At 63.2% G+C, this 23,024-nt stretch carries 18 protein-coding genes; 4 read left to right on the top strand and 14 right to left on the bottom strand.

Annotated features, from left to right (window positions below; all coding sequences use genetic code 11):
- Positions 1–95: 95 nt before the first annotated feature.
- Positions 96–452: a BON domain-containing protein gene (locus SB822_RS05920; RefSeq protein WP_007586393.1), complete on the top strand. Its 357-nt coding sequence runs from the start codon at positions 96–98 to the stop codon at positions 450–452.
- Positions 453–481: 29 nt separating this feature from the next.
- Here the strand turns inward: SB822_RS05920 and SB822_RS05915 are convergent, their stop codons facing one another.
- The 4 genes from SB822_RS05915 to mprF form a co-directional block, all read right to left on the bottom strand.
- Entirely contained in the window at positions 482–943 is a 462-nt protein-coding gene (locus SB822_RS05915; protein WP_079487477.1) for a (2Fe-2S)-binding protein, read from the bottom strand.
- On the bottom strand, positions 937–3,237 hold the full coding sequence (locus tag SB822_RS05910) for a molybdopterin cofactor-binding domain-containing protein (protein WP_410854275.1): 2,301 nt from the start codon (positions 3,235–3,237) through the stop codon (positions 937–939). Before SB822_RS05910 ends, SB822_RS05915 begins: the two co-directional genes overlap by 7 nt.
- A 656-nt stretch (positions 3,238–3,893) precedes the next feature.
- Positions 3,894–5,171 carry a virulence factor family protein gene (locus tag SB822_RS05905; protein WP_079487479.1) on the bottom strand — a complete coding sequence of 426 codons (1,278 nt, stop codon included), beginning with the start codon at positions 5,169–5,171 and terminating at the stop codon, positions 3,894–3,896.
- Positions 5,168–7,762, bottom strand: coding sequence for a bifunctional lysylphosphatidylglycerol flippase/synthetase MprF (gene mprF / locus SB822_RS05900; RefSeq protein ID WP_410854274.1), 2,595 nt, complete (start codon positions 7,760–7,762; stop codon positions 5,168–5,170). The genes SB822_RS05905 and mprF overlap by 4 nt, the downstream gene beginning before the upstream one ends.
- A gap of 715 nt (positions 7,763–8,477) precedes the next feature.
- On the opposite strand from mprF, the gene SB822_RS05895 reads away from it, so the two are divergent.
- The gene (locus tag SB822_RS05895) at positions 8,478–10,112 is read left to right on the top strand and encodes a tetratricopeptide repeat protein (protein WP_410854273.1); all 1,635 of its coding nucleotides are present in this window, start codon (positions 8,478–8,480) and stop codon (positions 10,110–10,112) included.
- Positions 10,113–10,189: 77 nt separating this feature from the next.
- Here the strand turns inward: SB822_RS05895 and SB822_RS05890 are convergent, their stop codons facing one another.
- From SB822_RS05890 to norR, 6 genes are all read right to left on the bottom strand, one after another.
- Entirely contained in the window at positions 10,190–11,749 is a 1,560-nt protein-coding gene (locus SB822_RS05890) for a DHA2 family efflux MFS transporter permease subunit (protein WP_079500653.1), read from the bottom strand.
- A gap of 76 nt (positions 11,750–11,825) precedes the next feature.
- A complete protein-coding gene (locus SB822_RS05885; protein ID WP_410854272.1) occupies positions 11,826–13,118 on the bottom strand; it encodes an HlyD family efflux transporter periplasmic adaptor subunit in 1,293 nt (430 codons plus the stop codon).
- A 34-nt stretch (positions 13,119–13,152) separates the two neighbouring features.
- A complete protein-coding gene (locus SB822_RS05880; RefSeq protein ID WP_410854271.1) occupies positions 13,153–14,661 on the bottom strand; it encodes an efflux transporter outer membrane subunit in 1,509 nt (502 codons plus the stop codon).
- Between the two features lie 35 nt (positions 14,662–14,696).
- Positions 14,697–15,134 (bottom strand): MarR family winged helix-turn-helix transcriptional regulator, encoded by a 438-nt coding sequence (locus tag SB822_RS05875; RefSeq protein WP_007586378.1) that lies wholly within the window; start codon positions 15,132–15,134, stop codon positions 14,697–14,699.
- A 183-nt stretch (positions 15,135–15,317) separates the two neighbouring features.
- On the bottom strand, positions 15,318–15,755 hold the full coding sequence (locus tag SB822_RS05870; RefSeq protein ID WP_114222156.1) for a MarR family winged helix-turn-helix transcriptional regulator: 438 nt from the start codon (positions 15,753–15,755) through the stop codon (positions 15,318–15,320).
- An 83-nt stretch (positions 15,756–15,838) separates the two neighbouring features.
- Entirely contained in the window at positions 15,839–17,437 is a 1,599-nt protein-coding gene (gene norR / locus SB822_RS05865) for a nitric oxide reductase transcriptional regulator NorR (RefSeq protein WP_410854270.1), read from the bottom strand.
- 134 nt (positions 17,438–17,571) lie between these two features.
- Between norR and hmpA the strand changes: the two genes are divergently transcribed.
- Positions 17,572–18,753, top strand: coding sequence for an NO-inducible flavohemoprotein (gene hmpA, locus SB822_RS05860; RefSeq protein ID WP_007742888.1), 1,182 nt, complete (start codon positions 17,572–17,574; stop codon positions 18,751–18,753).
- A gap of 107 nt (positions 18,754–18,860) precedes the next feature.
- On the opposite strand, the gene catC is transcribed toward hmpA, so the two are convergent.
- The 3 genes from catC to SB822_RS05845 all read right to left on the bottom strand — a co-directional run bounded on the left by catC (position 18,861) and on the right by SB822_RS05845 (position 21,435).
- Positions 18,861–19,151 (bottom strand): muconolactone Delta-isomerase, encoded by a 291-nt coding sequence (gene catC, locus SB822_RS05855; RefSeq protein ID WP_007742887.1) that lies wholly within the window; start codon positions 19,149–19,151, stop codon positions 18,861–18,863.
- 120 nt (positions 19,152–19,271) lie between these two features.
- Complete coding sequence (gene catA, locus SB822_RS05850; RefSeq protein WP_079500647.1) at positions 19,272–20,174, bottom strand: catechol 1,2-dioxygenase; 903 nt, start codon at positions 20,172–20,174, stop codon at positions 19,272–19,274.
- Between the two features lie 103 nt (positions 20,175–20,277).
- Positions 20,278–21,435, bottom strand: coding sequence for a muconate/chloromuconate family cycloisomerase (locus tag SB822_RS05845; RefSeq protein WP_007586363.1), 1,158 nt, complete (start codon positions 21,433–21,435; stop codon positions 20,278–20,280).
- A 90-nt stretch (positions 21,436–21,525) separates the two neighbouring features.
- Between SB822_RS05845 and SB822_RS05840 the strand changes: the two genes are divergently transcribed.
- Positions 21,526–22,419: a LysR family transcriptional regulator gene (locus SB822_RS05840; protein ID WP_007586362.1), complete on the top strand. Its 894-nt coding sequence runs from the start codon at positions 21,526–21,528 to the stop codon at positions 22,417–22,419.
- 57 nt (positions 22,420–22,476) lie between these two features.
- On the opposite strand, the gene SB822_RS05835 is transcribed toward SB822_RS05840, so the two are convergent.
- On the bottom strand, positions 22,477–22,938 hold the full coding sequence (locus SB822_RS05835) for a hypothetical protein (protein WP_410854269.1): 462 nt from the start codon (positions 22,936–22,938) through the stop codon (positions 22,477–22,479).
- Between the last annotated feature and the right edge of the window lie 86 nt (positions 22,939–23,024).

Genomic DNA, 23,024 nt, shown 5'->3' with positions numbered 1-23,024 from the left:
GGTTTTCCCTTAGAAAGCAAACGCGGCTTTGGTGGAAGCGGATTGTTGGCTTATCTTTACTGAGCGGTCCCACAAGCAAACAAGGAGAAGCAACCATGAAGATCCGCAACGTCCTGAGGCTGCTCGCCCTCATCGGTTGCGTCACGCTGACGTCGAACGTGTACGCGCAAGCCAGCGATTCGATGTCGATGGCCTCCACGCCGGCGGCACCTTCGAAGAAGGCGACACCTGCAGACAAGAAGCTCGGCCGCGATGTGCGCAAGGCGTTGTCGAAGGCGCCGGGCTTCAACGTATCGAACGTCTTCGTAAAAGCGCGTGGCGGCGCGGTAGTGCTATCGGGCAGCGTCCCCGACGGATCGCAGATTCCGCAGGCAGGGGAAGTGGCCAAAGGCGTGCCCGGCGTCACGTCGGTCAGCAACAAGCTGACGTTGTACTCGCACGGAAACAACTAGACGGTTGCGACAGGCGAGACGGGGTAACGTCACGTTCGTTTGACTTGCCCCGTCGCTTCGAGAATCGCCTGCCTGATGCGCGGATAGGTGCCGCAGCGGCAAATGATGCCGTGCATCGCACAGTCTATGTCCTTCAAACTCGGCGTCGGATTGCGCTGTATGAGCGCGCTTGCGGCCATCAACTGCGCGCTCTGGCAATACCCGCATTGCACGACATCGACATGCGTCCACGCTTCTTTCAGCGCACGCGCTTGCGTCCCTTGAAGGCCTTCAATCGTCGTGACGCGGTTTGCGCCGATATCCGAGAGCTTTTCCTGACACGAGGTCTTCGCCTCTTTGCCGACGTGCACGGTGCACGCGCCGCATACGCCGACACCGCAGCCGAACTTCGTCCCCGTCATTTTCAGTTCGCAGCGCAACACCCAAAGCAGCGGTGTCGCGGGATCGGATTGCACCTCCACAGTCTTGCCGTTGATATTCAGCTTCAGCATGTTGCGCCCCCGGGATACAGCTTCATGTTCAGCGGCAACGCGTAGCTGCGCGTGCCCGTCAATGCGAACAACGCATTCGCGACGGCAGGTGCGACAGGCGGCACCGCGGACTCGCCGACGCCTTGCGGATGGTTTCTCGACGGCATGATCTCGACGGATATGTCGGGGCACTCGTCCATCCGCACCACGTCGAACTGGGTATACAGGCCCTCTACGACTGCGCCGTCGCAGAGCGTGATTTCTTCCTTGAACGCAGCGGAAAGCCCGAACACAATCGCGCCTTCCACCTGCTGACGGATCAGATTCGGATTCACCGGCAAGCCGCAATCGATCGCGCAGTACACGCGATTGACCTTCACTGTGTTACCCGCTTCGAGCGACACATCCGCAACTTGCCCAACCACGCTGCCGAATGCTTCATGAAGCGCGACACCGCGCGCATGCTTGACGCCCTTGTCGGACCATACGGCGGACGCTCGCCAACCCGACATGCTCGCCACTTTCTGCAACACGGCGAGATGACGCGGATGCCGCCTCAGCAGACTCGCGCGAAATGCGATCGGGTCCTTGTGCGCCAACGCGGCCAGTTCGTCGATAAAGCTCTCGATAAAGAACGCCTGATGCGAATGCCCGACCGAGCGAAAAAAGCCGACGGGCATAGGCAATTCGATCACGCGTTGCCCGATCCACACATTCGGCATTTCATAAGGCTGATCGAACGCGCCTTCGGAAACAGTCTTGTCCAGGTTGAGGCCGAGATCGGGAATGCGATAGTTGCGGGCCAGCCACTTCGCGACGACCGACTGGCTCACCGACGTGTTATGCCACGCAATCAGCTGTCCCTGTGCATCGAGTCCCGCCCTGAAGCGCGACAGACACGCGGGACGGTAGAAGTCGTGTTGCATGTCCTCCTGACGCGTCCAGAGCGTTTGCACCGGACGCCCCTCGGCTTCACGCGCGATCGCGACCGACTGGGCGATGAAGTCGACTTCGAGCCTGCGTCCAAACGCACCGCCCGGCATCTGCTGCTTCAGATCGACATCGTCCGTGCCGATGCCCAGCACACGCGCGACATGCATGCGCGCGACAGCGGGAACCTGCGTCGCCGCCCATACCGTCGCCTTGCCGTCTTTCACTTGTGCCGTGCAATTGACGGGTTCTAGCGGCGCATGCGCGAGATAAGGCGCGCGATACGTTGCCTTCCACGTATGCGCGGCATGGCTCAGCGCGTCTTCTACGTCACCATGGCGATACCATGCGTGGCCTTCGCTCTCGTCGAGCGCCTGCACGAGGCGCCTGTCGACCTCTGCGTTGGTCAGCCCTTTGGTCGGCCCATCGTTCCAGTGGATCGTCAGCACGTCGAGCGCGTTCATCGCGATGAACATGTTGTCCGCGATCACCGCGGCGCCGCCCGTGCCGCCGTTGTACGCATCGACGGCCAGGACCTTGCGCACGCCGGGCAACGCCGCTGCCGCCTTGCCGTCGAAATCCCGAACCGTGCCGCCCAGCGTCGGACACATCTTGATGCTTGCGTAGAGCAAGCCATCGGGCACGACGTCGATGCCGAAGATCGCGCTGCCGTCCATCTTCGAAGCGGCTTCGATGCGCGTCAACGGCTTGCCGATCAGTTGAAACGTGGCGGGATCCTTCAGCACGGGATTGCGCGGCAGCGACTGGCGCGCGGCCTCCATCGCGAGTTGCCCGAACGATGCGCGATGTCCCGCCTCGTGCACCACGATGCCTTTTTCGATGCGGCAATCGGCGGCCTTCACGCTCCAGCGTTCGGCCGCCGCCGCGATCAACATGGTCCGCGCGCACGCGCCTGCTTCGCGCATCGGTTGCCAGAGGTCGTTGATGGTCGACGAACCGCCCGTCATCACGGTGCCGAAATCGCGCGCCAGCTTGCGCGTGAGCCATACCGCGAGTTCCTTGACGACGCTGTCGTCGTCGGGACGAAACGGCAGATCGCCGATCACGCTTTCGACGTTGTTATAGATCTGGTCGAGCGGCGCATTGGCGACGCGGATGTCCTCCCAGTTCGCGTCCAGTTCTTCCGCGACGAGCATCGCGAGCCCCGTATGCACGCCCTGCCCCATCTCCGTCCTGCACATGAGGACCGTGATGGTGTTGTCGGCGGCGATCTTCACGTAGCCATTGAGCGCCGCTTCGCCGGGACGCACCGGCAACGGTTCCGACGCGACGAGCCGCTGACGCGGCGGCAGCGCCGACCATCCGACCACCAGCGCGCCGGCTAAGCCCACGCCGCCCAGCAGGAAGGTTCGACGCTTCAGCATGGCATCTCTCAGAGGAATCCAGCATGGACACCAGTAAAACGCACCAGCCGCGGCTCAACTGAAATTGCGCATTCGAATACCAGCGTCACGTTGCTTCATGAGTCCGCGTTTGCCCGGTTCGACAAGCGTCAGTCGATCCCGTCAAAGTTCATATTAGTGCGCGTTGTGAATTTCGCCGCATTGAATGAACGGGAACGACAGGCTGAAAAGTTTGCGAAGAAGCGGCAAATCGCGCATTCCAGGCAGGCGTAACACGGTCGCAAAGCACGTGCGGAGCGCAATACGCGCATGCCGTCAAAAGGCGTTTAAAGCGTGCTGCGACAAGGCTTAAGCGTGTGTCAACACGCATGCTGCGCTGCAATTCGAGCGCAGTGGCATATCACTTGCATCAATGATCGCCACAAGCGCTGTGTACGACGACCGCCTGGTCTCGGCAGTCGCACAGGGAGAAAGAGATGCCTTATCTGATTGGTTGGTTGCTAGGTGTGCCGCTTATCGTCCTTGTGATTCTGTATCTGATTTTCCACTAAGGACGCACAGCCATTGCGGTCATTGCGACCGCATCTTTTCAGCAGAACCGCGGGCGTGCCTGCGGTTCAATGCAAGGGCGGCGACTGCGCATTGATTGACGCCAGTCGCCGCACTGCTTTCCAGCATCAGGTTCCGCCAGCCTGCTTTTTCAACGCGCCGAGAATGCGTTTTTCGAGCGCGGCATAGTCGTGTCCGAAATGATGATCACCGGAAGTGCGGATGACTTCGACACCCGTCTTCGTGAGCGTCGGGCACAGCGTATCTTCCTCATGCTCGCCGTAAAAGCACTGCACGATCTTCGGCGGCAGGCGCGCGAACTCGGGCTGCACCTGCAGCGCCTTGTCGCTTGCAGGCATGCCGAGCCAGCCCGTCACGCGAATCTGGAAGTCTGCCGAGGGCGCGAAGCCAAGCAGTGAAATCAGCGAGACTTTGGCGCGCACCGCATCGGGCAAGCGGTTGTACGCGAACGGCATCACGTCGGCGCCGAATGAATAGCCAATCAGCGCGACATGATCCGCATGCCAGCGCGTCGTATAGGTTTTCAGCACGCGCGCGAGGTCGTTGCTCGTCTGCTGCGGCGAGCGCTCCGACCAGAAGTAACGCAGGCTGTCCCAGCCGATCACGGACACGCCATCCTTCTGCAGTTCCTCGGCGATCGTCTTGTCGAGATCGCGCCAGCCGCCGTCGCCGGAAATCACGATCGCCATCATGCCCGTCGGATGCGCGGCGGGCAGTTCGATCAACGGCAGGTCCGAGACGTCCTCTTCTTTCATTGCGGCGACGCGCAGATGCGGCGTCGTCAGCTCGACGATGCGCTGCGTGCCAGCCGATGCATTCGCGTCGGTTTCGGCAAAACCCGGCAGACCGGGGCCGTGCGTCACGGTCGGGTCCGGCGCGCACGGATTGAAACGCTTGTCGAGATCGCGCTGCGCGGCAACGGATACTGCGCCCGCCACTGTGTTTTCAGGCGCCTGCTTGAGCACTTGCATCGCGAGCGTCGCGCCCTGGCCCGAGCCGGCGACGATCGGCATGAAGTAGCGGTTCGACTGCACCTGCCGTTCGAGTTGATGGCTCACGGCTTCGGCATCGCCCACCAGCTGATGACACGCTTCTTTCTTCGCAGCGAGATTCGCCGCGTACTTCGCGGTATCGACACCCACCACCATCGCGCCGTTTTTCGCGAGCGCGTCGGCAGCCTGCTGGTCTGCCGGGTTCCAGCCGCTCTCGCGCGAGAACAGCACGACGAAGCCGCGCACGTCGCCCGTGGGCTTGGTCACCGTGACCTGGCCGTATCGGCCGCCGGACACGGTCTCATAGGCGTGAGCCGTCGGCACCACGCCTGCGAGCGAGCACAACGAAACACTCGCCAGTGCGGCGAGCCGGTAAAACTTTTGCATGATCATGAACGCCGGCCCCCTGCCAGCAGCGAAAGGTCCGCGAGCGTGAAGAACACGCCGACGGAACCGGATGCAGCGAGATAGCGCGGCTCCCATTGAGGCTGGAATTTGCTCTTGAAAGCGCGCAGTCCGCGGAAGTTGTAGAAGCGGCCGCCGAAGCGCCACACGATATTCGCCAGCCGGTGCCAGCGCGACGCGAGCGGCGTCGGCGACATGCCGGAGAACGGCGCGATGCCGAGACTGAGCGAGCGGAAACCGGCGTGCTTCAGATGCAGCGCAAGCTGCGTGAACAGATACTCCATTGCATACGCCGAAGCCTGCGGCACGTGGCGCATCACGCCGACGGTGGCCTCGGTGTTGAGGTCCGTCGTCATGAACGTGACGAACGCAACGGGCGCGCCGTTCTGACGTACCAGCATCACGGATTGCGCAGCGAGATAGTCTTCCGTGAACGCGGCGACCGAGAAGCTCTTCTCGCGCGCATCGCGGCTGTCGAGCCAGCCATCGGAAATCTCGCGCAGCGTCGCAATCGATTCGGGCACGCGCGCCGGCTCGATCACTTCGACAGCGAAGCCATCGCGCTCGCCGCGCTTGAGCGCATAGCGCAGATGCGCGCGGTGCGAGCCCTTCAGATCGAATTCGTCGAGCACGACATGCGCTTCCTCGCCGAGCTTCATCAGCGTGAGGCCGGCGTCGAGATAGAGCGGCAGCGCATTCGCGCGCACCTGATAGAACGCCGCGCGGCCGCCGTGCGTATGCGCGAGCGCGACGAACTTGCTGATCAGCTCCGCCCATTCCGCGCGCGGACCAACGGGGTCATGCAGCGCGGCCCATGTACGGCCGTACTTCGCGTACATCAGGAACGCCTGGCGTGACTCGGAAAAGAGAAAGCTCTTGTCGCCCATCAGCGCGAGGCCCGCGTCGCTGCGCTCCTGCGCGCGGAAGATGCGCGCGGCGTCGTCGAGGTCCTGCTTCACAGGCTTCACGAAGCGGCCCGCAGCGGGTCGCAGCAATTGCCAGAATGCGAAAGTCGCGGCGAACAGGCTCGCGGCGAGCGTCGCGCGCAATGCGCGGGGCGCGCGCTCGTCGAATGCGAATTGCCACCACAGGTCGCGCGTATAGGCCACGTCGCGGAACGCGAACAGCATCACCCACACGGCGAGCATCAGCACCATCGCCACCGAAACCAGCCAGCCCGCCGTGAAGGGCTCGGAGAACAGCGACGAGCGGCGATTAAAGCGCGAGCGCGTCGCGATCAGCAGCACGATCAGCGTCGTCAGGACGCCGGCTTCGACGAACGCGAGACCCTTGGTCAGCGACAGCGCGAGACTCACGACAGCGAGACCCAGCGTAAGCCACCATGCGGCATCGAGACGCCGCGACAGGCCGCGCGCGACGAACAGCAACGCAACGCCGACCACGCTGCACAGCATCTGCGAGCTTTCGAGCACCCATAGCGGCACGAGGTCGCGCAGGATCGCGATGCGTTGCCAGAACGCGGGCGTCGCGCTCGAAATCACCAGCATGCCGCCGACCACGAAGGTCACTAGGCTCAGGAACAGCGGCGCGAGCTGCGACACGGTGGCCGCGTGATGCAGCGGCAGGTGCTTCTTCAGCGCGCGTCCTTCGAAGCCCGCCAGCAGGCCCGCGGACACGATCAGCGGCAAACCGAAATAGATCGCGCGGTACGCGAGCAGCGCCGCGACCATCGAATGCGTTTGTACGCTGCCGCCGAGCGCGAACACCATCGCCGCCTCGAACACGCCGACACCGCCCGGCGTGTGGCCGATCAGGCCCAGCAGCATCGCAGCCGAGTAGATCGTGATGAACGACACGAAGCCCACGTGCGCGTGCGGCAGCAGCGCCCACAGCGCGAGACCGGCCGCGACGACGTCGAGCACGGCCAGCAGCACCTGTTCGACGAAATCGCGGCGCGCGGGCACGTCGAACGCCAGCCAGCTCCAGCGCGTGCGGATCTGGCGTGTCTGCTTGCCGCAGGCGAGCGTCAGCAGACCGAGCACCGTCACAAGCGCCGCGCCGCCCCAGGCGAGCGCGCCCGTCGGGCTGTGCAGCATCGGCGCGAGCGTGCGCGCGTCGCACAGCATGCCGAGCGCGGTCATCAGAACGAGGGCCAGGGCGAGCGAAACGCTCGTGAACACTGTCATGCGGCCGATTTGCGCCGGCGTCACGTCGGCGACGGCATAGACGCGCGCGCGCACCGCGCCGCCCGTCAGCGCGCCGAAGCCGGTCGCGTTGCCGAGCGCCGAGCCCGCCGTCGCACCGATCCACAGCGCCGCGCGCGGCACGGCCTTGCCGATGTACCGCAGCCCGACGGCATCGCGCCCGACGAGGGCGATATAGCTGAGAATCGTCGCGCCGAGCGCGGCCGACCATTCGCCCGCCGTCAGATGCCGCAGATGGCGGATCACCGAGCGGTAATCGACGGCCTGCGACAGGTGCTGCAGCACGATCAGAAGCAGCACGCAGACGCCGAGCGACAACGCAGGCGACAGCACGCGCCGGCTGCCGGCCACGGCGCACGCTCGCTGAAGCAGCGCGGCGGCGCGGCTGAAAAAAGAACGGGGAAGGTCAGACATGGATGAACCCGGGTAATGCCTGATGCAGTAGCAATGGTCTCGTTGCTATGGCATCGAATGAGGTTGGATTTCGGAGCGCGCTGGACGGGCGTTACAGCCGTCCTGATCTCGCCTTTTCAACTCTTTACAAATGGACAACGGCAATTTGTCCAAAAGGTTGACACCGGGAGCAACCCGAAGGCGATTATTTGCAGTTTTCGCTTAAGAAATCCTGATGTGGCCGATGATCGATCGGAAATTGAGTTGAATCTTCCTGTGGGCCCAGCGCGGCGCGGCGCGCGCGCGCGACTCCGCGCCGCACGGCCGCGGGCCGCATGGACACTCGCTTTAGAGCCGGCGCGTTTGCGGCGGATGTACCGGTTGGTACAAACCCTGACGGCATTCGTCTCACATTCCAGCTATCCAAGCCCGGACGCACGATACCAGATTTGACCTTGCGTTTAGCTTTATCGAAGATTCATCTGCCTTTCGTCACCCTACGGTTCGCGAACGGCCGCGTGGTGTAAACCGGCTGTTTCGCTTCATATTGGGCGAGCGGGCCGCCTTCGATATGACGTGCGCAATCCGACTCATCCGCGCGCGTTGGTTGGCGGTGAACCAACATAGTCCAGTGGTCTTTTCCCGCGCTTCCTTGCGCCGCAAGCGTCAGACGAATTGGCATGTTCGATGCGTTGTGACAGGTTTGCCAATCGCAGCGCGCCGCAAGGAGTTCCGCATGAAGCCCCTCGACACCCCGTTCGCCTCGTTGCTCTGGGCGGTCCGGTTCCTGTGCCGTCACGTGTTGTATCTCGGCATCGTGGTGCCGCTGATCCTCGTTGCCGCGTTTTATCTCGGGCCGCGCATCGTCGCGCTGTGCGGCGTGTGGTTCGATCCGCTGACGCTCGTCCAGCCGATCGAGGTCTCCGACGATTTCAGGCGACAGGGCTACACCGATCAGACCTTGCAGCACCTGCTCGTCGATACGCTCAGCGACGTGCGCAAGGAAGCCGAATCCGTCACGCCCGCCAGCGACACCGAAAACGTGCTCGCCGAGTTCAAGCTGCCCGACTTCACGGTCCCCGGTACGGGGCTGTCGGTTCGTCCGCTGATCGAATTTGCGCGCACGCTGCTCAAGCGCGATTCGTCCGTATATGGCAGCGTCGTCGGCTCGCCGTCGTCGTTTGCGGTGATGCTGACGCTGCGCGACCCCGATGGCCGCACCGTCGCGCTCGGCAACGACGTGCCGCCCGACACGGGCACCAAGCCCAACGTGACCAACGAATCGCTGGCCATGCGGCATGCGCTGCGTCAGGCCGCGACGACGATCCTCCAGCATCAGAGCCCCCTCTTGCACGCGTCGTATCTGACGCAGATGGAGCAGAAGCGCTGCCTGCAAGGCAATGCGCCGTGCCAGTTCGACGACGTGCGCGAGCGCTTCGCGCAGATCGCGGCGGGTTCGGGCCGGGACGCGTCAGGTGCGTCGAGGGAAGAGGCGGCGTGGGCCATGCTCGCGCTGTCGAAGCTCGACACCTATACGCGCGACTACGAAGGCTCGATCCGTCACGCGCGTAGCATCGTCGACATGAGCGAAGAACTGCATTCGTGGAAGCGCGTGCGTCCGTGGGCGTATTACAACTGGGGCGTCGCCCTGATGGACATGGGTTGCTACCAGCAGGCCGCCGACGTGCTCAGGCGCGCGGTCGAACTGCACAAGGACTACGCGCCTGCGCACAACGCGCTAGGCCGCGCATGGCTCGCGCTCGCGCAAAGGCCGACGCTCGCGGGCGCAGCGTCGCAAGGACATGGCGACTATCGCGCGGCCGCCGTGCGCGAACTGAGGCTTGCGATCGAGAAAAATCCCGGCTATCAGGAAGCGTATGTGAATCTCGGCGATGCACTGCGGCTGCCGTCGATGAAAACGGGCCTCGTGCCAGCGGCAACGCTCGACGAAGCGCGCGACGCGTACCGCACCGCCGTTGCGTTGAACATCGACGATGCGGGCCGCGCGTATGAGCGGCTTACGACGCTGCGCGACAGTGCGTTCGTGAAGGTCGCGGCGCGCATCACGCGCAGCCGTGCGCAGTGCGCGACGGGCATGGCGCGCTCGCTGCTCGAATCGTGGGGATGCAGCGACGCGCAGATCGAAGCAGACGCGAGCAAGGACGCGCGCGATATGCAGCCTGCCGCGATGCACGCCACGGCCAATACTCAAACGTGCAGCAAGCCCGAACTGACGCTGCCCGCCAAAGGCATGACCAGCAACATGAATAGAGCCAATGGCATGATCGAAGTCAAGAACATCGACGAGACGCCGAAGCCGCGCGATGCCGATTCGAGTCGCAGTGCCATCGGGCAGCAGCAACGCGGTTGAACGCGCGGCTACGTTAGCGAAAGAAAGGCCCCGGTCGCATTTGCAAGCCGGGGCCTTCGGTTCTCTACGCGCTGTACTCAGTGCGCGCCCGCCGCCGCTGCGCCACCGCCGCCGCCCTTGCGCGGCTTCGTCAGCCAGATCAACGGAATGATCACGATGAAGATCATCGCCGACAACCAGAAGATGTCGTTCAAGCCGAGCATCGCCGCCTGCGCATTGAGCGATTGCTCGAAAAACGCTCTGGCCTGATCCATGCTGCCGCCGAGCGTCGCGTGAATGCTGGTGAGCGCGTTCGTGTAGTCGGGGTTGTTCACGCTCGACTGTTCCGCGAGTTGCGCGTGATGCAGGATCGTCCGGTTGTTCCAGCCCGTCGAGATCAGCGACGTGCCCACGCCGCCCGCGAAAATCCGCACGAAGTTCGACAGACCGGCGGCCGCGGGAATCTTGTCGGGTGACAGCCCCGACAGGATGATCGCGGTCAGCGGGGTAAAAAAGAGCGCCATGGGAATGCCTTGCAGCAGCGTCGGCACGACCAGGGTATAGGGGTCGACGCCCGTCGTGTAATGCGAGCGCATGATGAACACGCCTGCAAAACCGAGGAAGGCAAGCGTCGCGAGCACCCGTGCATCGGACTTCGGCATGATCTTCGCCATCACGGGCGCGAGCAGCACGGCGAAGATGCCAAGCGGCGCGGTCACGAGACCCGCGTCCACCGAACGATAGCCGAGATAGCCCTGAATCCACTGCGGCAAAATCACGAGGTTCGCGAAGAACACGCCATACGCCACCGAAATCGCAATCGTTCCGCCACGGAAATTCTGCCCCGCGAAGAGCCGCAGATCGACGATCGGGTTCTTTTCCGTGAACTCCCAGATCAGGAAAAAGATAAAGCTGACAGCCGCGATAGCCGTGAGCGTGCAGATCACGGGCGAGTTGAACCAGTCGAGATCCTTGCCCTTGTCGAGCATGATCTGCAGCGATGCAACCCAGACGATCAGCGACAACAGGCCGACCTTGTCGATGGGCAACTTGCGCGTCAGCGATTCGCGGTCGCGGTAGAGCATCCAGGTCACGCCCGCAGCGAACATACCGACGGGAATGTTGATATAGAAGATCCATGACCAGCTGTAGCTGTCGGTGATCCAGCCGCCGAGCGCGGGGCCCGCAATCGGGCCGACGGTCGCCGTCATCGCCCACAGCGACAATGCCGTCGAGCTTTTCTCCTTCGGATACGATGCGAGCAGAATGGCCTGCGAAAGCGGCGTCAACGGTCCCGCCACGAGGCCCTGCAAGATACGCGCGGCCAGCAGCACGACCAGGTTCGGCGCGATGCCGCACAGCCACGACGAGAACACGAACAGCAGGATCGAGATCACGAACAGCTTGATCTGGCCGACGCGCTGCGTGAGCCAGCCCGTCAGCGGAATGGCGATGGCATTGGCCGCCGAAAACAGCGTGATCACCCATGTGCCTTCATCGACGGAGACGCCGAGATTGCCGGAGATGGTGGGAATCGCAACGTTCGCGATGGACGAATCCAGCACGTTCATGAACGTCGCGAGCGCGACGGCAAGTGTCGCGAGGACCAGCTTGCCGCCTGTGAACGGGGCCGGTGCGGTTTGCGTCGAGGGATTCATGGCGCTTTCTTTATCTGACCTGTCAGTTACTTGAACGAACGAGGACGCGCTTTGACGTTGCGTCCTCCGGTGCGGCTTAGCCTGCGCGCTGCGTCGTGGCGCTCTTGTCGCCTGCTTCGCGCTTCGCGAGCGGCCGCGATGCATCATGCGTCGACACCATGTTCTGCGCGATGATCCTGTCGATCTCGGCATCGGCCTGTGCGCCGTATTGCGCGAACACATCCGTGCGATACGTCGTGTTCGTCGCGGCGCCGAGTTGCGGACCCGCGTTGTCGCGCGTGTCGACATCGACGTCCATCGACAGCCCGATACGCAGCGGATGCGCTTCCAGCTCCTTCTGGTCCAGCTGAATGCGCGCGGGCAGGCGCTGCACGACCTTGATCCAGTTGCCCGTTGCGTTCTGCGCAGGCAGCGTCGCGAACGCGCTGCCCGTACCCGCCGAAAAGCCGACCACGCGGCCGTGATACTCGACCTTGCCGCCGTACACGTCAGCCGTCAGCGTGACAGGCTGGCCGATGCGCATGTTGCGCAGCTGGCTTTCCTTGTAGTTCGCGTCGACCCACACGCCGTCGAGCGGCACGACGGCCATCAACGGCGTACCCGGCGACACGCGCTGGCCGACCTGCACCGAACGCTTCGCGACATAGCCGGTGACGGGCGCGGGCAGCGTGTTGCGCGCGTACGAAAGGTACGCGTCGCGCACCTTCGATGCCGCGGCCTGCACGTTCGGATGCTGGGCGATCGTCGTGTGGTCGGTCAATGCGCGGTTCGCTTCCGCCTGCTGACGCGCGGCGTCGAGCGCGGCCTGCGCGGCGTTCACGGCGTCGCGCGCATGCGCGATGTCTTCGGCCGATACCGCTCCTGTGCCCGCGACAGCCTGGCGGCGACGCAGATCGTCCTGCGCGCGCGCCAGGTCCGACTGCTTCTGCGCGACGTTCGCCGCGTAGAAATCGTTGTTCACATACAGGCTGCTCACTTGCCGCACGGTCTGTCCGAGCGCCGCCTCAGCGTTGCCGAGCGCGATACGCGCGTCGGCGTTGTCGAGCGTGACGACGGGGTCGCCTTCCTTCACGATCTGCGTGTCGTCGGCGTTCACGGCGATCACGGTGCCTGTCACCTGCGGCGTCAGTTGCACGAGATTGCCGCTGACGTACGCGTCGTCGGTGGTCTCGTGGTAGCGCGCATAGGTCATGTAGTACGCGCCGTAAGCCGCAGTCGACACGACGACGGCCACGCCCAGCAGCGAGAGCAGCAACTTGCGCTTGCGGGTGTTGGGTTCGTTCGCTTTGACAGCTTGCGCCGGTGCCGCAGTGGGCTTCGCATCCGGCGCTTGCGTCGTTTCGCGCTCCGGGGTGTTGATTTCGCTCATTTCTAGTTCTCCAGGCAATGCGATGAGGGGCCGCTCACTGCGCAGCGGCAGCAGACGTTTTGGTGGTAGAGGCGACGCGCGCGCTCTGATCGGCGTTCGACGTGTCGACGAAACCGCCGCCCAGCGCCGACGCGAGCGCGATCTGCTGGTCGCGGCGATCCATGCGCAGGTTGGCGACGGATTGATCGGCGGCGAGCGCGTTGACGTCGGCATTCAGTACGGTCAACTGGTTCGTGAGTCCCGCCTTGTATTGCACGAGCGCAAGCTGGTCGGCCTGGCGCGCGGCCGTCTGTGCGGTTTGCGCATCGACCAGCTGGCCGTCCGTCGAACGCACGCCGGCGAGTTGCGTGGCGACTTCGCTCAATGCGGTAACGAGCGTCTGGTTGTACGTTGCGACGGCGTAGTCGAAGTCCGCGTAACGGCCCTTCAGTTGCGCGCGCAGTTCGCCCGCGTCGAAGATGGGCAGATGGATCGCGGGACCCGCCGAGGCCGTGCGGCTCGCCGCCGTCAGGAAGCGTCCGAAGCCGAACGCGTCGAGCCCGATCGCGGCGCTCAGATTGATGTCGGGATAGAACTCGGCCTTCGCTTCCTTCACGTCATGCGTCATCGCATCGACGCGCCAGCGTGCAGCCACGATGTCCGGGCGGCGGCTCACGAGATCGGCGGGCAGGTTGTCGGGCAGATTCACGTCGTCGCCGATACCCAGTGCCGGACGCGCGATTTGCAGGCCACGGTCCGGACCGGCGCCAAGCAGCGCCGCGATCTGATAGCGCGTGGTGAGAATCTGTCCGTCGAGCGCCTTCAGCGCGGCACGGCTCGTCGCGAGATTCGCCTGCGCGGTCTTGCGTTCGACTTCCGTGTCGAGCCCCGTCGCGATGCGGCCCGCCGTGATGCGGTCGATCTGCTCGCGCTGCGTGATTTCCTGTTGTGCGATATCGCGCAACACGTAAAGGCGTGCGAGCTGGTTGTACGTGCGCGCAATCGACGTCGTGAGCGTCAGCTTGACGACTTCCGCGTCGGCCTGGCTCGCCTGCAACTGCGAGATCGCTGCCTTCAGCGCTTCGCGGTTCTTGCCCCACAGGTCGAGATCGTACGAAGCGCTCAACAGGCCCTTGTTCTCCGTCTGCCACGAACCGCCCGTCGGAGGCGGCACCAGCGCCGTGCCCGAATACTGCTGGCGCGTGAGCGTGTAGCTGGCGTCGACGCGGGGCATCGTGCTCGCCTTCGCCGTTTCGCTATACGCCGCGGCTGCCGCGACGCGGGAACGTGCCTGGTCGAGCGTCGGGCTGCTCTTCAGTGCTTCGTCGATCAGCGCCTTCAGTTGTGCGTCGCCGAACTGGTCGGCCCAATCGGCGGTGGGCCAGTGACCCTGCCCGGCGGGAATGCTCTGCTGCGTCGCGTACTGCTGCGGCTCGGCCGTCTTCGCGTCGCTATGGATGCCCGCGTAGTTCACGCATGCCGACAGTACCGCCGCGAACATCACGGAGACACCGACTTTCAGTGCCCCGGAAACGCGCCGCCCGGCGTTTAATTGATTGTTCATTGTCTGACCTATCAGATAATTGGGTAAAAAAATGTTCAATCGTTGAGGAACTTGCGAAGCAGACGGCGCAGTTCGTCGAATTCGTCTTTGGTGAAGCACTGAAGACGCTCGTTCAGCACATCGGGCGCGATCTCCGCGATACGCAGCGCGATTTCGCGGCCCGCCTCGGTGAGTTCCAGATTCACGACGCGGCGGTCATCCGAGCTGCGCGTGCGCGTCAGCATGCCGAGCGTTTCGAGCTTGTCGAGCGTGCGCGTCATCAGGCCCGTGTCGATGCCGAGATGGCGCGACAGCGTGGCCGGCGTCGTGTCGATACCGCGCAACAGCGACATGAAAATCCCGACATGGTGCGACCGTATGTTCAGGCCCTTCACCGCCTTATCCATTTGTCCGACCACGAGGTTGCGCGCCTTGGTGATCGCGAAACCGAGGTTGTCGGTCAAATGAAAATCTTCCTTCGAATAGTGCGACATCTCTGACTCCTCGCTATTTGCACGAACAATAATTGACAGGTCAGATATAGTCAACAGCACTACGACGAAACTCATTGTTTCATCAGATGCAGCAGTTCTTATCTTTCAATTGGATAATGCGGCGGACACGCGCCGCCCGAAGGCGGCGGGAAGGAGGCTCAGGCGCAAGCGGCGCTCGGTCGTTCAGTCGCTCACGAACTTGCGCAGCAGGCGGCGCAGCTCATTCAGCTCGGCCTTGGTGAAGTCTTTCAGACGTGCATTGAGGACGTCGGGCGCGATTTCGGGAATCTGGTCGGCGACCGCAATGCCGGGTCTGGTCAGCGTCAGGTTGACGACGCGGCGGTCCTCGTCGTCGCGCGAGCGCACCACCAGCCCTTTCGCTTCGAGCTTGTCGAGCATGCGCGTCATCAGGCCGGTGTCGATGCCGAGCATTTTCGACAGCTCGAACGGCGTCGACGCGAGTTTCTGCCTGAGCATCAGCATGATGCCCATTTGCTGGCTGGAGATGTCGAGGTCCTTCAGCGCCGCGTCCATCTCCGTCGTGATCACGTTACGCGCCTTCACGAGCTGGTAGCCGACGCTCTCCGTGAGCCTGAAATTGTCTTTGGTGTAGTGACGCACGCGAAGCCTCCTGAACGAACGGCAATCTGACTGACAAATCAGATACTACCAAATCAGTTCTCGGCGGCCCGGTAAATTGTGCGTTATTTCAGGCCAAGACGCCTCGCGAGCCGGTTCAGATTCGCGCGATCCATGCCGAGCGCGCGCGCGACGGCTGCCCAGTTGTGGTTGTTGCGTTCCAGCGCGTCGCTGACGAGCGTGCGCTCGTAGGCGGTGACGGTGCTGCGGAAATCGGTTGCGGCCGCTTCGTCTGCGCCCGCCGAAGCCGAAAGGGACGCAGCCGCTGGCAGCTCGCCGCCGTTACTCGCCGACATGCCCAGATCCGCCGCCGTCAGCGTGAGAATGCGTGGCCGCTCGCGATGACGCGACAGCGCCTTGAACGCGCTGCGGCCGATCATATGCTCGAGTTCGCGCACGTTGCCCGGCCAGTTATACGAAAGCAGCGCGGTTTGCGCGTCCTGGCCCAGCCGGATGCTGAGCAGCCCGAGCCGCGCCCGGTTCTCTTCGAGGAAGTAGCCCGCGAGCAGCAACACATCGCGCCCGCGCTCGCGCAACGCCGGCACGCGCAAGGGATACACGCTCAGCCGGTGATACAGATCCGCGCGAAAGCGCCCTGTGCGCACTTCTTCGGCGAGATCGCGATTGGTCGCGGCGATGAGCCGCACGTCCACCTTATGTTCGCTGTCCGAGCCGATACGCTGCAACTGGCCGTTCTGCAACACGCGCAGCAACTTGGCCTGCACGCCGACCGGCAACTCGCCGACCTCGTCGAGAAACAGCGTGCCGCCGTCGGCGAGTTCGAACTTGCCGCGCCGGTCCGACGACGCGCCCGAGAACGCGCCGCGTACATGCCCGAACAGCTCGCTTTCGACGAGCGTATCCGGCAGCGCCGCACAGTTCAGGCTAATCATCGGCTTGTTGGCGCGCGGCGAGCCGCTGTGAATCGCGTTCGCGACCAGTTCCTTGCCGACACCCGTTTCACCCGTCACGAGCACGGTCAGCTCGCTGTTCGCGACCACGCGGATTTCGTTGATCAGTTGCTGATGCGCCGCGCTGCTGCCGATCAGCTCGCGGCTACTCTGCCCGCTTGCCTGGCGGTACGCCTCCGCGCGCTGACGCTCCTCTTCGGTGTTGCGCTCGAGCGTGTCGATGCGCTCCGCGACGCTCACCGTCGCCGCCGCGAGGCTCAGAAACGCCTGCAGCGTATTCATGTCGATGCTGTCGAAACGCTCGGGATCGAGCGAGTCGAGCGTCAGCAAGCCCCACGGCCTGCCGCCGATCAGCAGCGGACAGCCGAGGCAGTCGTGCACTTCCAGATGGCCGCTCACGCCCTGCACCAGGCCGTCGTAGGGATCGGGCAAATCGGAGTCGGCGGGAAAACGCGTGGGCTCTTCACTCGACAGCAGCGCTTCGAAACGCGGATGGTCGCTCACGCGAAAGCGGCGGCCGAGGGTGTCGCCCGACAGGCCGTCGATGGCGAGCGGCACGAGGGTGTCGTCATCGAGACGCAACAGGGCCGCAGCATCGCCGGGGAACAGCGTGCGCAGTGTCGTCAGAAGTCGGCGATAGCGCTCGCGCTCCGGCAGGTCGCGCGACAGATCCTCGACCAGCGGAATCAGCGCGTCGAGCACCTCGGATGCAGTCAGTTTAACCTCTGATGAGGTCGTTTTAACCCTTGTCATATTCACGTCTGATGTTTCTAAGTCGCTGATTTTACGATTGTTTGAAGCTGGCCCGATAGATGCGTAAGAGATTACCCGAAGCCCGCCAAATTCGCGCGGGACCACCACTCACCCCAACTGCGAGGAATCAACACATGCTGTCAGCCGAACATCGCGCAATCGTCAAGGCAACTGTTCCGCTGCTCGAAAGCGGCGGCGAAGCGCTCACCACGCACTTCTACAAAACCATGCTGGCGGAGTACCCGAGTGTGCGCCCGCTGTTCAACCAGGCGCACCAGCAATCGGGCGATCAGCCGCGCGCCCTCGCGAATGCCGTGCTGATGTACGCGCGTCATATCGATCAACTCGAACAACTCGGCGGACTGGTTTCGCAGATCGTCAACAAGCACGTCGCGCTGAACATCCTGCCCGAGCATTATCCGATCGTCGGCGCATGTCTGCTGCGCGCGATCCGCGAAGTGCTCGGAGCGGAAATCGCCACGGATGCTGTGATCGAAGCGTGGGGCGCCGCGTATCAGCAACTGGCCGACCTGCTGATCGGCCTCGAAGAGAATGTCTACGTCGAGAAGGAAACCGCGACGGGCGGCTGGCGCGGCACGCGTCCGTTCGTGGTGGCGCGCAAGGTCAAGGAAAGCGACGAGATCACGTCGTTCTATCTGCGTCCCGCCGACGGCGGCGAGCTGCTCGAATTCCACCCGGGCCAGTACATCGGCCTGAAGCTGATCGTCGACGGTGAAGAGATTCGCCGCAACTATTCATTGTCGGCTGCGGCAAACGGCCGCGAATACCGGATCAGCGTGAAGCGCGAGCCGAACGGCAAGGCGTCGAACTATCTGCACGACTCGGTGAATGAAGGCGCGACGCTGAACCTGCTCACACCGTCGGGCGACTTCACGCTGGCGCACAACGACAAGCCGCTGGTGCTGATCAGCGGTGGCGTCGGTATCACGCCGACGCTCGCGATGCTGAATGCCGCGCTGCAAACGTCGCGTCCCATTCACTTCATTCATGCCACACGTCACGGCGGCGTGCATGCGTTCCGCGACCATATCGACGAACTGGCGGCGCGTCATCCGCAGCTCAAGCGCTTCTATGTGTATGAGAAGCCGCGTCAGGACGACGACGCGCATCACGCGGAAGGTTATATCGACGAAGCGCGTCTGATCGAATGGCTGCCCGCAACGCGTGATGTGGATGTGTACTTCCTCGGACCCAAGTCGTTCATGAAGGCGGTGAAGCACCATCTGAAGACGATTGGCGTGCCGGAAAAGCAGAGCCGTTACGAGTTCTTCGGTCCCGCTTCCGCGCTCGATTGATATAGCGTTTTTGTTGTAGTGGTTGTTGTTGTCTGTTGAGGCTACCCTGGTAGTGCTTTGGAAGAGACGGTACTCCGCGTCTCTTCCTTTTTTATTTGCGCAAGCGCCTAACGATCGTCTTCGTGAATCGACGAAGGATGGCGGCACATCGCATCCACCGTCACTTCCATATACGGATAAAGCGGCAGCTGCATGAGAATCTCATTGAGGTGCGCGGGGCTTTCCACGTCGAACACGCTGAAATTCGCGTACAGGCCCGCAATGCGCCAAAGATGCCGCCAGATGCCTTCCTTTTGCAGACGCTGCGCCAGGGCCTTTTCTGTGGCCTTCAATTCGTTGGCGCGCTCGACAGGCATATCGGGCGGCAGCTTAACGACCATCTTCACGTGAAATAGCATTCGTGGACTCCCTGTAGATTCATTGCAGTTGCGCGGCTTCCACTGCATGCCGCGCTTTCAGACAATGCGGCCACCTCGAACGGCGGCCACATTCATACACTTTCAGCGATACCGCTGATATCAGGCGCGCACGCGTTCCACTTCGCTCGTCGGCACGTTGTTGCGTTCCTTGACGAGGCTGAAGTCGAAGTCGATCAACGCGAACTGGCCGTCGATGCCATAAGGCTTGCCCGTTGCGCCCTCTTCCTTCTTGACGGCGGGCACGAGACCTTCGCGCGTCGCGAACGCGAAGTCATCCCACAGATACGGATCGCCTTCGATGTTGATCTGCGTCGTCAGCTTGCGATAACCGGGCGCCGACACGAAGAAGTGGATATGCGCCGGGCGATGACCGTGACGGCCAAGCAGATCGAGCAGTTGCTGCGTCTTGCCTTGCGGCGGCACGCTATAGCCGATCGGCACCACGCTGCGGAAGCTGTACGTGCCGTTTTCGTCGGTACGGATCGAGCGGCGCAAATTGAATTCGGCCTGCGACTTGTCGAAGTGCGAGTAGTTGCCCAGATGGTTCGCGTGCCACACTTCGACCAGCGCGTCGCGTACCGGCTCGCCGTTCTCGGCGAGAACACGGCCGCGCATCACCAGCGTTTCGCCCGGTTCGTTGCCATTGTCGAGCCGTGCATGGCCCGTTGATTCCGGCGCGCCCGCCACGTACAGCGGACCTTCGATCGTGCGCGGCGTGCCGCCCTGGAGCCCAGCCTTGGCTTCCGCTTCGTCGAGGCGCACGTCGAGGAAGTGCTCGAAGCCGAGACCCGCGGCCAGCAGACCCAGCTCACCGCTTTGGCCCGCTTCGCCGAGATAGTTCAGCGCTGACCAGAATTCGTTCGGCGTCACGTCAAGTTCGTCGATCGTGATGAACAGATCGCGGATGATGCGGTTGACCACCTGCTTCGTGCGGGCGTTGCCTTCGTGCGTGGCGCTTTCGTTGATCTTGTTCAACAGGGCGTCGATGGTTTTGATGTCCATGGGGATGTCTCCTTTTAGTCCGATCACTGATGACGATGCCAAATGTGCTTAGGGCGGTTCATGGTGCAGTGCATTGCGCGCTGCACATTCAGCACCGCCATAACTAACCTTTGACCACACTCGCGCCGTGCTTCGAATCGCGGCGCAGTCTCCCGATCTTGTCGAGGTCGAGTTGAATGCCGAGGCCCGGGCCTTGCGGCAACTGCAACGAGAAGTTCTCGTAGCGCAGCGGCTCGGTGAGAATTTCTTGCGTGAGAAGCAACGGCCCGAACAGCTCGGTGCCCCACTTCAATTCGCGGAACGTGCTGAACAGTTGCGCCGAAGCAATCGTGCCGACCGCGCCTTCCAGCATCGTGCCGCCATACAGGTCGACACCCGCAGCAAGCGCAATCGCGGCCACGCTCGCCGCACCCGTCAGGCCGCCCGATTGCGCGATCTTCACGGCGAATACATCGGCCGCATGCGCGCTGGCGACATCGAATGCATCGACGGGACCATGCAGCGCTTCGTCGGCCATGATGGGCACTTTCGAGTGATGCGTGAGGCGCTTGAGGCCGCGGCGGTCGTCGGCGGCGATGGGTTGCTCGATCAGATTGCAGCCCGCGTCCGCGAGGCGTTCGCACGCCCAGAGCGCTTCCGCCTGGCTCCACGCCTGATTCACGTCGACGCGGACTTCGGCGTGGTCGCCCACGGCCGCCTTGATCGCGGCGACGTGCGCGATGTCCTCAGCCGGTGCGCGCGTGCCGATCTTCAGCTTGAACACGCGGTGCCGCTTCATTTCCAGCATCTGATGCGCTTCGTCGATATCGCGGCCTGTGTCGCCGCTCGCCAGCGTCCATGCGACTTCGACGGAATCCGTCACGCGGCCGCCGAACAGCTCCGACAGCGGCACGCCGAAACGCTGCGCCTGCGCGTCGAACAACGCTGTTTCGATCGCGCACTTCGCAAAGCGGTTGCCCTGGAAGCATTCGCGCAGCTTCGCCATCGCCTGGCCGGGACGGGTCGCGTCCATGCCCTTGAGCAACGGCGCGAAATAGGTGTCGATGTTGGTCTTAATGCTTTCGGGGCTTTCCTCGCCATACGCGAGACCGCCGATCGTGGTCGCCTCGCCCCAGCCCGTTATACCATCCGCGCATTGAAGCCGGATCAGCACGAGGGCCTGGCAATTCATCGTGGCGACCGACAGGCGGTGCGGGCGAATCGTCGGAACATCGACGAGAATAGTGTCTACAGCTTGTATCTGAACGGCGCTTGGTATCATACGGCTCTCCTGCTGATGTGCCCATACTAGGGTCGCCGGCAGAATCCGTCCAAGACCGATTAAGTCTATTTCCATACCTTCGGGGCATAGATGGAACTGCGCCAACTTCGCTATTTCGTGGCGGTCGCCGAGGAAAGGAACTTCACCCGGGCCGCCGAGCGCCTGAACATGACGCAGCCGCCGCTCTCGCGGCAGATCCAGCAGATCGAAGACACCGTGGGGCTCGCGCTGTTCGAACGCGGCGCGCGCCCGCTCAAGCTGACGGAAGCCGGACGCGTCTTTTATGCGCAGGCCAAGCGCCTGCTCGAAGAAAGCGATGAGTTGCTGCCGCTGACGCGGCGGCTTGCGCAGCTCGCGGAGCGCATCGTCATCGGTTTCGTGCCGTCCACGCTGTATGGCCCGCTGCCCGACGTGATCCGCGCGTTTCGGGAAGCGGCGCCCCTCATCCAGATTTCGCTGACCGAGATGTTCACGATCGAGCAGCTGAGCGCGCTCAAGGGCGGACGCATCGACGTGGGTTTTGGCCGGCTGCGTTTCGACGAATCGCAACTGGCGCGCGAAGTGCTCGTCGAGGAGCCGTTGATTGCCGCCTTGCCCGCGGGGCACGCGCTCGCCGATGTGGCGCAACTGACGCTCGACGCGCTATCGAAAGAAACGCTGATCATCTATCCGTCGACACCGCGCCCGAGCTACGCGGACCAACAGTTGTCCGCGTTCCGCGACCACGCCGTCGAACCGGCCGCCGTTCATGAGGTACGGGAACTGCAGACCGCGCTAGGACTCGTCGCCGCTCAAGTGGGCGTGTGTCTCGTGCCGGAGAGTGTGCGGGGTTTGCGGGCGCGCGGCGTGACCTATCGGTCGATCGAGGAAACGAATGTGTCGTCGCCGATCATCATGAGCCGGCGTTTGCAGGATCAAAGCTCTACGACAGAGCTGTTCTGCTCGATCGCGCGCGATCTGTTCAAGAGGCCGTTGTCCGTCTAGAAGTCGATGCAGAGCATTCGCGAAATGCAGTACGTGAGAGGTTCTTTAAGGCTGCTTTCAAGGCCGCTGGATGTTTGCGTCGTCGTCATGCCATGACGCGATATCGACGGCGGCGGGACGCGTGACGCGCGACAACCCCAATGCGAGCAGAGCGCCTGCCTTGAGCACGCATTCGACGAGCGATTGCGTAAAGATCCACGCCGATTGGTTCAGTTCGACGGGCAGGCCCGGCACGATGGCGACGAGGCTCAGTCCACACAGAAACGAAAAGATCCATTGCGCGCGCCTCGTTCCACGCGCGGCTGCCACGCCGATCACGATCCACGCAATCTTCGCCAATGCGAGGGCCGCGATGCCCAGATCGCCAGCGGAAGGATCGAACTCCGCAGGCGTTTCGATCAGCGACCAGCCGCACACGCCGAGAATCAGCAGACGCGGTATCAGCGCAAGCCGCGTGCTGCAGGGTGGCAACGACAGCGGCGACACGCCTTCGGGACGCTGCGCATCTGCGCCGTCCATGGCGTTCCGGAACGGACGGTCCACGCCTGCCTTCACGTTCGAAACCTCCGCGTCGATACACGCACGTCATTGCGAAACTGGAAGTG

Source organism: Paraburkholderia sp. SIMBA_054 (assembly GCF_046534875.1).
Classification (GTDB): Bacteria; Pseudomonadota; Gammaproteobacteria; order Burkholderiales; family Burkholderiaceae; genus Paraburkholderia; species Paraburkholderia hospita.
Note: the sequence above shows the minus strand (reverse complement) of the source record. Positions and strands in the feature narration are given on the sequence as shown.